Annotated in this window: 11 protein-coding genes, 1 tRNA gene, 1 rRNA gene and 1 other annotated feature; of the genes, 5 read left to right on the top strand and 8 right to left on the bottom strand. The window is 40.5% G+C overall.

Annotated features, from left to right (window positions below; all coding sequences use genetic code 11):
- Window positions 1–26: 26 nt before the first annotated feature.
- The 3 genes from MHH65_RS00120 (at window position 27) to MHH65_RS00110 (ending at window position 2,693) form a co-directional block, all read left to right on the top strand.
- Window positions 27–1,328 (top strand): glycoside hydrolase family 18 protein, encoded by a 1,302-nt coding sequence (locus MHH65_RS00120; RefSeq protein WP_046314483.1) that lies wholly within the window; start codon window positions 27–29, stop codon window positions 1,326–1,328.
- Window positions 1,329–1,413: 85 nt separating this feature from the next.
- On the top strand, window positions 1,414–2,037 hold the full coding sequence (locus tag MHH65_RS00115; protein ID WP_024425759.1) for a deoxynucleoside kinase: 624 nt from the start codon (window positions 1,414–1,416) through the stop codon (window positions 2,035–2,037).
- Window positions 2,034–2,693, top strand: a complete 660-nt coding sequence (locus MHH65_RS00110; RefSeq protein WP_041115176.1) for a deoxynucleoside kinase — start codon at window positions 2,034–2,036, stop codon at window positions 2,691–2,693. Before MHH65_RS00115 ends, MHH65_RS00110 begins: the two co-directional genes overlap by 4 nt.
- A gap of 89 nt (window positions 2,694–2,782) precedes the next feature.
- Here MHH65_RS00110 and MHH65_RS00105 read toward each other — a convergent pair.
- From MHH65_RS00105 to pdxS, 5 genes are all read right to left on the bottom strand, one after another.
- Window positions 2,783–2,875 (bottom strand) — tRNA-Ser (locus tag MHH65_RS00105).
- A gap of 129 nt (window positions 2,876–3,004) precedes the next feature.
- Window positions 3,005–3,835 carry a methyl-accepting chemotaxis protein gene (locus tag MHH65_RS00100; RefSeq protein WP_024425758.1) on the bottom strand — a complete coding sequence of 277 codons (831 nt, stop codon included), beginning with the start codon at window positions 3,833–3,835 and terminating at the stop codon, window positions 3,005–3,007.
- A 101-nt stretch (window positions 3,836–3,936) separates the two neighbouring features.
- A complete protein-coding gene (gene serS / locus MHH65_RS00095; protein ID WP_024426746.1) occupies window positions 3,937–5,211 on the bottom strand; it encodes a serine--tRNA ligase in 1,275 nt (424 codons plus the stop codon).
- Window positions 5,212–5,260: 49 nt separating this feature from the next.
- Window positions 5,261–5,477 (bottom strand) — a binding site (T-box leader).
- Between the two features lie 53 nt (window positions 5,478–5,530).
- Window positions 5,531–6,121, bottom strand: a complete 591-nt coding sequence (pdxT, locus tag MHH65_RS00090; protein ID WP_098677510.1) for a pyridoxal 5'-phosphate synthase glutaminase subunit PdxT — start codon at window positions 6,119–6,121, stop codon at window positions 5,531–5,533.
- A gap of 20 nt (window positions 6,122–6,141) precedes the next feature.
- A complete protein-coding gene (gene pdxS / locus MHH65_RS00085) occupies window positions 6,142–7,026 on the bottom strand; it encodes a pyridoxal 5'-phosphate synthase lyase subunit PdxS (RefSeq protein ID WP_047203776.1) in 885 nt (294 codons plus the stop codon).
- Window positions 7,027–7,272: 246 nt separating this feature from the next.
- Here pdxS and MHH65_RS00080 point away from each other — a divergent pair, with 246 nt between their 5' ends.
- Window positions 7,273–8,751 carry a PLP-dependent aminotransferase family protein gene (locus MHH65_RS00080; RefSeq protein ID WP_098677511.1) on the top strand — a complete coding sequence of 493 codons (1,479 nt, stop codon included), beginning with the start codon at window positions 7,273–7,275 and terminating at the stop codon, window positions 8,749–8,751.
- 42 nt (window positions 8,752–8,793) lie between these two features.
- Here the strand turns inward: MHH65_RS00080 and MHH65_RS00075 are convergent, their stop codons facing one another.
- The gene (locus MHH65_RS00075) at window positions 8,794–10,119 is read right to left on the bottom strand and encodes a D-alanyl-D-alanine carboxypeptidase family protein (RefSeq protein WP_065214475.1); all 1,326 of its coding nucleotides are present in this window, start codon (window positions 10,117–10,119) and stop codon (window positions 8,794–8,796) included.
- Between the two features lie 160 nt (window positions 10,120–10,279).
- Window positions 10,280–11,746 carry an IMP dehydrogenase gene (gene guaB / locus MHH65_RS00070; RefSeq protein WP_024426749.1) on the bottom strand — a complete coding sequence of 489 codons (1,467 nt, stop codon included), beginning with the start codon at window positions 11,744–11,746 and terminating at the stop codon, window positions 10,280–10,282.
- 121 nt (window positions 11,747–11,867) lie between these two features.
- On the opposite strand from guaB, the gene MHH65_RS00065 reads away from it, so the two are divergent.
- Entirely contained in the window at window positions 11,868–12,836 is a 969-nt protein-coding gene (locus MHH65_RS00065) for a YaaC family protein (RefSeq protein ID WP_024426750.1), read from the top strand.
- An 11-nt stretch (window positions 12,837–12,847) separates the two neighbouring features.
- On the opposite strand, the gene rrf is transcribed toward MHH65_RS00065, so the two are convergent.
- A 5S ribosomal RNA gene (gene rrf / locus MHH65_RS00060) occupies window positions 12,848–12,963 on the bottom strand.
- Window positions 12,964–13,002 lie beyond the last annotated feature (39 nt).

Genomic DNA, 13,002 nt, shown 5'->3' with positions numbered 1-13,002 from the left:
AATTGTTAGCAATAACAAAGGGGGCGTTGACTATTCAAATTTATGTTGTCAAAAGAGGAGATACTTTAAACGACATTGCTATGCGTTTTAAAACGACAGTCAATGAAATCATCCGTACTAACGAAATCGAAACACCAAATCAACTCGTCATTGGACAAACAATTGTCATTCCAATTAGAGGTCAATTTTATGAGGTCAAACAAAATGACACACTATATCAAATTGGTAGACGGTTTCAAATCTCAGTGGAAGAATTGGCACGCGTGAACAGAATTCGGCCTGAAGCAATACTGCCTGTTCGTTTCTTGCTCTATATTCCACAAAGACCGAAAAGGAACATTAATTCCAATGCTTATATTGAACCACGGGGAAATCAAGTCAGTGAAAACTTAAAGCAGGCAGCTAGAGAGGCCTCCCCATACTTAACCCATTTAGACATCTTTAGTTTTCAAGCACAAAGAGATGGGACACTGCGAGAACCACCGTTAGACCAACTACCCCAGATTGCCGCTCAGAACAGAACTGTATTAACCATGGTGGTGACAAATCTAGAGAATGAAAAATTCAGTGATGAACTTGGGCGTATTCTTTTAACTAACCAATCTGTCAAAACGGCATTTTTAGATGAAATTGTTCGTGTTGCCAAAAAGTATCAATTCAAGGAAATCCATTTTGATTTTGAATATTTACGCCCTGTTGATAAAGATGCTTATATTCAATTTTTAAGAGAAGCAACAGCCCGTTTCCATCAAGAAAGATGGACAATATCTGTTGCACTTGCACCAAAAACAAGTAGTCAGCAAAAGGGCAAATGGTATGAAGCCCATGACTATGAAGCGATCGGTAAGATCGTCGATCATGTTGTGCTGATGACCTATGAATGGGGGTACAGCGGTGGCCCTCCACAAGCTGTCTCTCCAATTGGGCCTGTCCGCCAAGTCATTGAATATGCACTAACTGTCATACCGGCCAATAAAATTGTAATGGGGCAGAATTTATACGGCTATGATTGGACACTTCCTTTCGTCCAGGGCGGCCCCATCGCCAAAGCCGTCAGTCCTCAACAAGCAATTGCACTAGCTAGAGAGCACAATGTCTCTATCTTATACGACGAAACAGCACAAGCACCCCATTTTCGTTATACAGATGCCAACAACAAAGAGCATGAGGTCTGGTTCGAAGACGCTAGATCGATTCAAGCAAAATTCAATCTCATCAAAGAGCTAAAATTGAACGGCATTGCTTATTGGAAATTAGGTCTATCTTTCCCACAAAATTGGCTCTTATTATCAGATCAATTTAATATTGAAAAAAGAACGACATCGTAATCCATTCACTCTATCAATTAGAAGGGGTATGGTACAATATACATTGGTTTGACAACTTTAACTTTATAGATAGAGGAGAACGCCTATGTATCCTGCCCCTTTTATTGCAGTGGAAGGCCCAATTGGAGCCGGAAAAACAACTTTGGCTACAATGCTTGCGAAGGAATTTCAATTTCCTTTAGTAAAAGAGATTGTAGAAGAAAATCCATTCTTAGATAAATTTTATGAAGATATGGAACAATGGAGCTTTCAGCTTGAGATGTTCTTTTTATGCAATCGGTTCAAACAGTTAGAATCAATTGAAGAAAACTATGTAAATAAACAGCAGCCGGTTGTCACTGATTATCACGTCTATAAAAATATGATATTTGCAGAAAGAACATTATCAAAAAAGCACATGGATAAATACAGAAAGATCTATCACCTGCTAACAGATGATCTTCCTAAACCAAATGCCATGATCTATATAAAAGCCAGCCTTCCCACCTTACTTGAAAGAATACAGATGAGAGGACGCTCTTTTGAAGAAGACATTGACCCAGCTTATTTAAAAACACTCATTGAAGATTACGAGCTGGCCATTGAACATTTAAAACAGACTGAGCCAGGGCTTCCCATCATTACAATTGAAGGAGATCATACAGACTTCGTTTCCTCACAGCAAGATTACCAGCAAATTGTACAGAACATAAAGGAGCAAGTGCTATGAACAATATCAAAATACCAAAGGACGCAGTCATCACAATTGCCGGGACTGTTGGTGTCGGCAAATCAACTATGACCAAAACAATAGCGGACAAGCTAGGGTTTCAAACCTCTCTTGAAAAAGTAGATGATAACCCATATTTAGAGCCTTTTTATTCAGATTTCCAAAGATGGAGCTTCCACTTACAGGTCTATTTCCTAGCTGAGCGTTTTAAGGAGCAAAAGCGGATTTTTGAATCTGGCGGAGGATATGTACAAGATCGTTCCATTTATGAGGACACTGGCATTTTTGCAAAAATGCATGCGGACAAAGGTACGATGTCTGAGGTCGATTATGAAACGTATACAAGCCTATTTGAGGCGATGGTGATGACACCTTACTTCCCTCACCCTGATGTCCTCATCTATCTACACGGGAATTTAGATCATATTTTACATCGTATTGAGGAACGCGGCAGAGAGATGGAAACTCAAACTGACCGGGCTTATTGGGAAGAAATGTACACTCGATACACGGAATGGATCGAACAATTTGATTTATGCCCAGTGATTAAAATTAATATTGAAGATTACGACTTACTTCATGATGAAAGCTCACTTGATCCCATTCTTCATGAAATAGCTTCTGTTATTCAAAAAAATCGCAATCAAACAAAATAAAAAAAACCGCTGCATTCGCGAAATGCAGCGGTTTGACAATTTCCAATTTTTATGCTTGCGTTCAATTCAACTAAGGTAAAAAATCAATATGGCGGAGGAAGAGGGATTCGAACCCCCGCGGGCTTTGACACCCCTGTCGGTTTTCAAGACCGATCCCTTCAGCCGGACTTGGGTATTCCTCCGTATCGACAAGAATTAATATACCATATCATTTTATTTGAAGTCAACACCTTTTCGTAAAAAAATTTCAATATGTGATTTTTGCATGATGTTTGCCTATAAAAAAGCAGCCATTGACGGCTGCTCTTGATCTATTTCGTATCCTGTCTAATTTCTTCAATAAACTGATTCATCTCTACTTTAAACTCATTTAATGACTCGATAATCTTCGTAAAGTCTGTCACTTGTTTGGCTTGTTCATTTGTTGAGCTGCTGATTTGTGAGATGTTTTCAGACAAAGTGCCAATGCTGTCTTGGATTTCTTTTAAAAATGTATTAATGGTTTCAGCCGCTTCCTTCGAGCCATCTGATAATTTGCGAACTTCATCAGCAACGACAGCAAACCCTTTTCCGTTCTCACCTGCTCTTGCGGCTTCAATTGCAGCATTTAAACCAAGTAGATTTGTTTGTCTAGCAATTCCGCCAATGGTTTTGACGACTTCTTCAATATTCGCAGATTTCTCTTCCGCTCTTCCTGCCTGTTCGCTTATTTCTAAACTTGTGGCAGCCAGTTCTTGTGAATGTGCAGCAATTTGCTCAATTCCACCTTGGAGTTCTTTCGCTACTTTATTGATTTGCTCCATATAACCGCTTAATTTCTTTTCGCGATGATGTGAAAATGCCACTAAAAAAGAGCCGATTACTTTTCTATCTTCATCAAAAATCGGGTAACCTTTTACAGCAATTTCATAACCATATAAATGCTCTGGTAAATGACCGTCATATTCTTGTCCTCTTAATGTCGTCGCCACATTTTGGTCTTCTGGGTTCAATGGGTCTCCAACTTTCATACCAAAATCTATTGTGTTAGACGGGTAATAACAAAGTATCTTCTCTGTATCTGTGATGCCGAAAAGAATACTTTCATCTAGTACCTTTCTAAGTAAATGAGCCATTTCAACATAATAGTCAAGCCTATTCACGGTTATTCCTTCTTTCCTAGAAGCTTTTAATTTTTTTATCGGCTAAATTCAGGAAAACTGTAGGACTTTTGGTAAAAAGAAAAAGATGCCTTGACGGCATCTTATTTCATCACTTCTTTATTTCCCATATAAGGACGCAGTACTTCAGGAATGATTACTGTGCCGTCCTCTTGTTGATAGTTTTCTAAAATAGCCGCTACGGTTCTTCCTACCGCTAATCCAGATCCATTTAATGTGTGGACATGTTCTGGCTTCGCTTTAGGTTCTGGACGGAAACGAATGTTTGCACGTCTTGCTTGGAATGCTTCGAAGTTACTGCAAGAAGAAATTTCACGGTACGTATTCTGGCTCGGAATCCACACTTCGATATCGTATTTCTTCGCAGCTGTGAATCCTAAATCTCCCGTACACATGCTCATGACACGGTATGGAAGGTTCAATAGCTGAAGAACTTTTTCTGCTTGATTTGTTAGTTTCTCTAATTCTTCATAAGAATCTTCTGGTCTGACAAATTTAACAAGCTCTACCTTGTTAAATTGATGCTGACGGATGAGTCCGCGTGTATCTCTTCCGGCAGATCCTGCTTCTGATCTAAAGCAAGCACTGAATGCTGCATAGTTGATTGGCAGCTGTTCACCTTCGAGAATTTCGTCACGATGCATGTTCGTAATTGGCACTTCAGCTGTTGGAATGAGGAAGTAATCTTCTTCACGTATTTTAAAGGCATCCTCTTCGAACTTTGGAAGCTGACCAGTTCCTGTCATGCTCGCTCTGTTGACCATATAAGGTGGAAGCACTTCAGTAAAACCAAACTCATCCACATGTAAATCAAGCATAAAGTTATACAATGCGCGTTCTAAGCGTGCGCCAAGCCCTTTATAAAAAACGAAACGGCTTCCTGTCACTTTTCCTGCACGTTCAAAATCAAGGATTTTTAGCTCATCAGCTACGTCCCAATGTGGTTTTGGTTCAAATGAGAAGGCTGGCTGTTCGCCCCATTTTCTCACTTCCACGTTGTCGTCTTCTGTTTCACCAACTGGTACAGAGTCATGGGGGATATTTGGAATTGAGAACAGGATGTGCTGCAGGCTTTCTTCTACTGTTCTTAGCTCATCATCCAGCTTCTTGATCTCATCTCCTACCTCACGCATTTCTTGAATAATGTGATCGGCGTCTTTCTTTTCTCTTTTTAGAACGGCCACTTGCTGTGATACTTCATTTCTTCGGCTCTTTAATTCTTCTGTTTTCCCGATTAATTCTCTTCTTTTTTGATCTAGCTCACCAAACTTATCAAAATCCGCTAAATCTTCGCCTCGGTGTGCTAATTTTTCTTTGATTTGATCAAAGTCCGTGCGCAGTTGTTTAATATCCAGCATGTGTAACACTCCTTTTTTTATCGAAAAATAAAAAGAGCCCTCATCCCATGAAAGGGACGAGAGCTCTCGCGTTGCCACCCTGATTGAAAACATGCAAAGGCATGCTTTCCTCTTTCCTCTGTAACGGTATCACCGTAAATGCTTACTTCTCTAGTTTCAGCATTTCGCTCAAGGATGGATTCAGAATGCATCTTTCACCGATTCTCACCAACCATCGGCTCTCTGAGAAAGAGGGGCTTCTTACTATTTCCCGTCAACGCTTTTTCGATCTTTGATTGTGACTTTAATGTACTATAAGTTTTATCTCTTTTCAACCGTTTTATACAGCAAGCTTCGTTTTGTAGGACTTCACCATGTCTACAAACAGCTGTGTTAACCGGTGATCGTCTGTCAGCTCTGGATGAAAGGAGCAACCTAAGATATTGTTTTCTTTCGCCATCACAATCCTGCCATCATATTCAGCCATGATTTCTACGCTATCATCTGCGCTGATGATATGAGGCGCACGGATGAATACGCCCGTAAACGGCGCATCCAGTCCTTTTACTTCTAAATCTGCTTCAAAGCTGTCTACCTGTCTGCCAAAAGAATTCCGTGCAACAGATACATTTAACAGTCCAAGATGAGCATCTTCTCGATCTTCGATATGCTTTGCCAGCATAATCAGACCGGCACATGTCCCGAAAATCGGTTTCCCTTGAGCAGCGAACGCTTTGATCGGATCAATGAATTGGTACGTATCCATGAGTCTTCTCATCGTCGTACTTTCTCCACCAGGGATAATCAAACCGTCAACGGATTCTAGCTCTTCTACGCGTTTGATAATCTTTCCTTCTGCGCCGCAGGCTTCAATCGATTGAATATGTTCTCTCACTGCTCCTTGAAGCCCTAGTACACCAATTGTCAGCATGTTCGTTTGCGCTCCCTTAATTACCAGCCACGCTCTTGCATACGTTCTTCTGGCAGTAGATTTGAAATTTCAATTCCTTTCATAGCTGTTCCAAGCTCTTTTGAAAGTTCTGCAATGAGACGGTAATCTGTGAAATGAGTTGTTGCTTCAACAATCGCTTTTGCAAATTTCGCTGGATTGTCTGATTTGAAAATACCAGATCCGACAAATACACCGTCTGCTCCAAGCTGCATCATTAACGCAGCATCTGCTGGTGTTGCAACTCCGCCTGCAGCAAAGTTCACAACTGGCAGCTTGCCATCTCTTTTGATTTGCAACAATAATTCATAAGGTGCCCCAAGATTCTTAGCTTCTGTCATCAGTTCATCTTCACTCATGGCTGATACTTTACGAATCTGAGCATTAACCTTTCTCATATGACGAACAGCTTCGACAATGTTGCCTGTCCCAGGCTCCCCTTTTGTACGAAGCATAGAAGCGCCTTCTGCGATACGGCGTGTTGCCTCACCTAGGTCGCGGCATCCACAGACAAAAGGTACTGTGTATTCATTTTTATTTAAATGGAATTCCTCATCTGCGGGCGTCAGCACTTCACTCTCATCGATATAATCAACACCAAGTGCTTCAAGAACACGAGCCTCGACGATGTGGCCGATACGTGCTTTTGCCATGACTGGAATCGTTACTGCATTTTGTACTTCCTCTACGATTCTTGGGTCTGCCATACGGGCAACACCGCCTGCTGCACGGATATCAGCTGGTACTCGTTCTAGTGCCATGACTGCCACCGCACCTGCTTCTTCTGCAATTTTTGCCTGCTCCGCATTGACGACATCCATAATGACGCCACCCTTTTGCATTTCTGCCATTCCACGTTTCACTCGTTCAGTTCCCTTATTGCTCACAATAGTTTCCTCCCATTTGTCTATTCGATTGATTCAACATCTTTATCATACAAGCGAGAAAGTATAACAATAAAGAGAATAGTATAACAATTCAACCAACCGGGAAATAAAGATAAACCCTTGTAAACAAAGGATTTCCAGCTTAAAACATGTCATTTTCTCTTTCAAGTATGATTTACATGCTATAATACAACTATAACAATTAAAATTCATGTATAACAATTTTGCATTCTTTGGAGGGGTTTCATGCATATTGATATCCATCGACACTCTGATACATCTCTTTCAAATCAAATTTACTTTTCAATCATTGATCACATTCAATCGGGTTTGCTTCAGCAAGGAGAAAAGCTGCCGACTGTCCGTGATTTAGCTAAGCAGCTGAATGTGAGTCTTGTCACGGCAGCAAAGGCATACACACGATTAAAGGACGACGGATATTTAACAACGGTGCAAGGTAAAGGAACTTTTGTGAATGAGCAGCAAGAGCAGGCAGATATCCCGATTCCTTCATCTACCTCTTTCGATTGGCAGTTGTCGATTCCAGATTACTTACCACGCTCTCAATTCGCTCAGTATCACTATGTCGAAGAAGCCATTAACCTTTCTTCCTCTATGATCGATCCAGGGCTTTTGCCAAACCGGTATTTAGAAAAAGAAATGCAGCATGTACTAGCCAGACATCCTCAAATCATGTCGAAGTATGGAGAAATACAAGGTGATCTTCAGCTGCGACAGGTCATTCAATCTTTTTTAGAAAAGTTGGATGTGCCATCTACACCTGAAAATATTCTCGTAACAAGTGGTTCTCAGCAAGGGCTTGATTTGGTGGCACGTACGTTTATTGGACCGGATGATGTGGTCGTCATGGAAGCACCAACATATCCAGGGGCCATCGATGTCTTTATGGGCAGAGGAGCAAGAATCATTACCGTCCCTGTCGATCATGAAGGGATGAACATGAAGCAGCTTCAAAGCATTTGTGATAAATATAAACCGAAGCTCATCTATACGATTCCTACTTTTCACAGTCCGACAGGGGCCAGTATGTCGATGAAACGCAGAAAACAGCTTCTCTTACTGGCTCAAAGCATAGATTGTCTCATTGTAGAAGATGACCCATATCGTGAGCTTTATTTTGAAAAGAAGCCGCCAGCACCTATTAAAAGCTTGGACCATGATGGACACGTCATTTATTTACGAGGATTAAGTAAAACACTGGCTCCAGGATGCAGAATAGGGATTATCACCGCATCAGGCTCGATATTTAACCGCTTATTAGCTGCAAAGGCCAATAATGACTTAGGCAGCCCTCTCCTCACACAAAAGGCCATATTGCCGTTTCTGACATCGAAGAAAATGATTGATCATACGAAGAAGCTAAGAACCGCCTTGAAGGTGAGACGCGATTTGATGATGGATGTGTTAACGAAGCACGCACCGAAAGATGTAACGTGGCAAATTCCACAGGGCGGTCTCAATTTATGGCTCAGCTTTCCTTCCTGGGTCGATACACGAGCACTGTTACATGAGGCCCGTAAGCAGCAAATTACTTTTCTACCTGGCTCTGTCTGCTATCCTGGAGAGCCGAAACAGAATTATATCCGCCTCAGCTTTTCTTATGTGAATGAAAAAGCACTGGCCGAGGGCGTGGAAAAGTTATGTGGTATTTTTCAGCAAGCCTTGTCCACTCCTCAAAATCAGAAGCAATCGCTCTTCTTTTAACGATAAAAAAACTGCTCTCATGTATAGAGAGCAGTTTTTTTATTAGAACCAGCCTTTTACTGTGTCAACGATTCCACCCCAAATGCCAGCGAAGAATCCACCTACACCACGCATTGCAAGGATGAACCAGTTTGCTTTTTCATCGCTTGTTTTCGTCACAAGCTCAACACCTGATTGGTCTTTATTTAAATAGCCGTAGTCCTTCTCATCACCAGAATAAGAAGTCGTCAGCATGCCAACCTTCGTTCCTTTTTTAATAGGAGCTTCTAGTTTCTTTTTCTCGATATTTACTTTTGCTTTATAGCTCTTTTCATCACCATTTTTTACTGGCACAGAAAATGCTTCTTTCGTCACAACAGGTACTTCTTTATCTTTGCCTTTATCCACTTCGATGTTTTCATGTCCTTTAATTTGTTGACCTTTTTTGTACATTTCTTTCATCGTGAAGTTTTTAAACGCATAGTCGAATAGTTTTTTTGCCACGTCGAAACGTGCTGTATGAAGATTACCTTTTGCATTCAAGATAACTGCGATGACACGCATGTCACCTTGTTTTGCTGTACCTGTGAAGCTAGAACCGGCTGAATCTGTAGATCCTGTTTTCAGCCCGTCTACACCTTTATATTCCTTCACAAGTCCTTTAAGCATGAAGTTCCAGTTAGGCATGTCCATTTCATCGTCAGTGCCTTCTCTGAACTTTGTTTTCGCAATACTTGCTGTTTCAAGAATTTCTGGATGGTCTTTGATGAGATGCTGTGCAAGCAAAGCCATATCTTTTGCAGATACTTCACTTTCTTCATCAGGACCTGTACCTTTTGGCTGTTGGCCATGTAAGTCTTTATTTTCCAGACCAGTTGCATTCACGAATTTGTAGTTTGTTAAACCAAGTTCTTTTGCTTTTGCGTTCATTTTTTCAACAAACTTCGATTCTGATCCAGCGATCACTTCTGCTAAACCAATCGCTGCTGCATTTGCCGAATAAATAGCCGTTGCTTGATAAAGTTCTTTTACTGTATACGAACCATCTTTTCTCAAAGGAACGTTGGATAAGCTGCGGTCCTGAGAAATTTCGTATACATAATCATCTGGCGTATACTTTTGATCCCATTTCACTTTTCCTTCAGCAATTGCCTCTAGTAATAGATACTCTGTCATCATTTTTGCCATACTTGCAATAGGCAGTCTTTGATCTGCGTTTTTACTATAAAGAATTTTACCTGTAGAAGCTTCAATAAGGATCGCTGCTTTCGCATTCACACTGAATGGATCTTCAGCAGCTTTTGCTTTGGACATTGGTGTAAATGCTGTAACAATCAATGCCAATGCAAGGATAGAGACCATAAGCTGTTTCATCATCTTGCTGTTCAATCGTCATACCTCCGTATTCATCTTTTTTCGACGTTTTTCATATATATGTAATCCACAAGGGCTTATCTCAACACAACAGTATAAATTTTATCACAATAAAGACAAAAAAAATAGACAGAGTCATAGACCCTGTCAAATGTAATTTGATTGTCACAATTTATCAAGAAATTGTGTAGTTTGGTGATTCTTTTGTAATTTGTACATCATGTGGATGACTCTCACGAAGTCCTGCACCCGTCATACGAATGAATTGTGCTTCTTCTCTAAGAGTGCGTAAATCTTGCGTTCCACAATAGCCCATACCAGAACGAATACCGCCAACTAGTTGATACACTGTATCAACGACTGGCCCTTTGTATGGTGTACGGCCTTCGATACCTTCAGGAACGAATTTTTTATTATCTTCTTGGAAGTAACGATCTTTACTTCCTTTTTCCATTGCAGCGACAGAACCCATACCACGATAAACTTTGAAACGTCTACCTTGGAAAATTTCTGTTTCTCCTGGGCTTTCAGATGTACCAGCTAGAAGGCTTCCCAGCATAACAGCATGTCCGCCAGATGCTAATGCTTTCACGATATCACCTGAATATTTAATTCCACCATCTGCAATAATAGCTTTACCATGTTTTCTTGCTTCTGTTGCACAGTCATAGATCGCTGTGATTTGTGGTACACCGACACCTGCAACAACACGTGTTGTACAAATAGATCCTGGTCCGATACCAACTTTCACAATATCTGCTCCTGCTTCAAACAATGCTTTAGTTGCTTCAGCTGTTGCAACATTACCAGCAATGATGTTAAGAGAAGGATACGTTTCACGGATTTTCGATACAGTGTTTAGAACACCTTGAGAATGACCGTGTGCTGTATCAATGACAATGACATCCACATTGGCTTCGACTAATTTTTTCACACGTGTCATTGTATCGCCAGTGACACCAACAGCGGCACCAACAATTAAACGGCCATGTGCATCTTTAGAGGAGTTAGGGAATTCAATCACTTTTTCAATATCTTTGATTGTGATAAGTCCTTTTAACGTTCCTTCGTCATCTAAAAGAGGTAATTTTTCAATCTTGTACTGCTGTAGGATTTTTTCAGCTTCTTCTAATGTTGTACCAACAGAAGCTGTCACAAGTTCCTCTTTTGTCATCACGTCGCTAATCTTCATTGAATAATCCGAAATAAAACGAAGGTCACGGTTCGTAATAATACCAACAAGCTTTTGGTCTTGTTCGTTGTTGACAATCGGCACACCTGAAATACGGTATTTACCCATCAAATGCTCTGCATCAAATACTTGATGCTCTGGTGTTAAGAAGAATGGATTTGTAATAACGCCGCGCTCTGAACGTTTTACTTTATCCACCTGTTCTGCTTGCTGTTCAATGGACATGTTCTTATGAATAATACCAAGACCACCTTGACGTGCCATTGCAATCGCCATTTGTGATTCCGTCACTGTGTCCATTCCCGCACTGATAATTGGAATGTTTAGCTTTAATGTGCTTGTTAGCTCCACTGATAAATCGACATCACGCGGAAGTACTTCAGACTTTGCTGGAACAAGCAAAACATCGTCAAACGTCAAACCTTCTTTTGAAAATTTACTTTCCCACATTAGTAAATCCCCCTCTTTTCGGCAAAATATTATATGTAGATTATCAACTAGCAAACAGCATGTCAAGGAAGCAACAAACAGTTGCAATTTTTAGAAAATATAAAGAGAGTTGAGGAAGAAGATGAAAAGTTCAGGATGGAAGGATTTAAAACGTTTTTACTCGCTCGAAACCTCCCAAAAGTTTCTATTTCAACAATATGAGAAACGGAACATTCAAGATGCAAACCAGCAAGCCTATAAAAACTGTGAACGATTTATTTACTTTCTAAAACATGGCCATACGTTCTATGAACAGGCAGCGATCGCGCCTCTAGAACTTAAACCCATTTTATTGTTTTATGGAATGGCACAGCTGCTTAAAGCATGTTTGCTGACAGTTGATCCCCATTATCCTTCTCAAACCTCTGTTTTAGCTCATGGCGTAACATCGAGAAAGAGAAAGAAACAGCATTACCGTTTTAGTGAAGATGAGGTAAAAATCCAAAGAAATGGGCTATGTATGCATGTGTTAAAGCATCTATTTCAATTAAATGGTCTTGAAGATGAACGATTTACGATGATCCATCTCCTGTCTAAAATACCTGAAATGAGTCATATTCTTGAGTTTCAAAAGCAGCCCTCGACATTAGTTAAAGTAGAAAAGGCTAATGGAATGATGATTCAAGATCATATTCCATTACTTTATAACATGTCTGCTGAACGCTTTATTGAATACTTTGAGTTCCATACAAGCTGGAAACTCAAACAGAGAGAGGCTAAAAAACTAACGTTTGATGTATTTCTTGAAGAAAACCCAGCTCTTGCTACTCATCTTCATTATGATTTAGAAATGGATCAATGGTTTATACCGTCAACACGAGATGCTTTTCTAGGGATTCCTGAAATCATCAGCCATTACTTATTGATGTATAACCTTAGTATGATTGCCCGCTACGAAACAGAATGGTGGTACGAGCTGCTGTCTCAATACATTAGCGATGATTACGTCATGATTGAACGCTACATGGAGATTGCAGAAGAGAAGTTCCCAGCATACATCATGATGCTGTTAGAAGAAAAAACAAAAAAGACCAGTTCCGACTGGAACTGATCCTAATAGAAGCTTGGCGGCGTCCTACTCTCACAGGGGGAAACCCCCAACTACCATCGGCGCTGAAGAGCTTAACTTCCGTGTTCGGTATGGGAACGGGTGTGACCTCTTCGCTATCGCCACCAAACCTGATGGAGAGAATGTTCTCTCAAAACTAGATAACAAT

This window comes from Bacillus sp. FSL L8-0654, from assembly GCF_038629965.1.
GTDB lineage: Bacteria > Bacillota > Bacilli > Bacillales > Bacillaceae > Bacillus > Bacillus safensis.
Note: the sequence above shows the minus strand (reverse complement) of the source record. Positions and strands in the feature narration are given on the sequence as shown.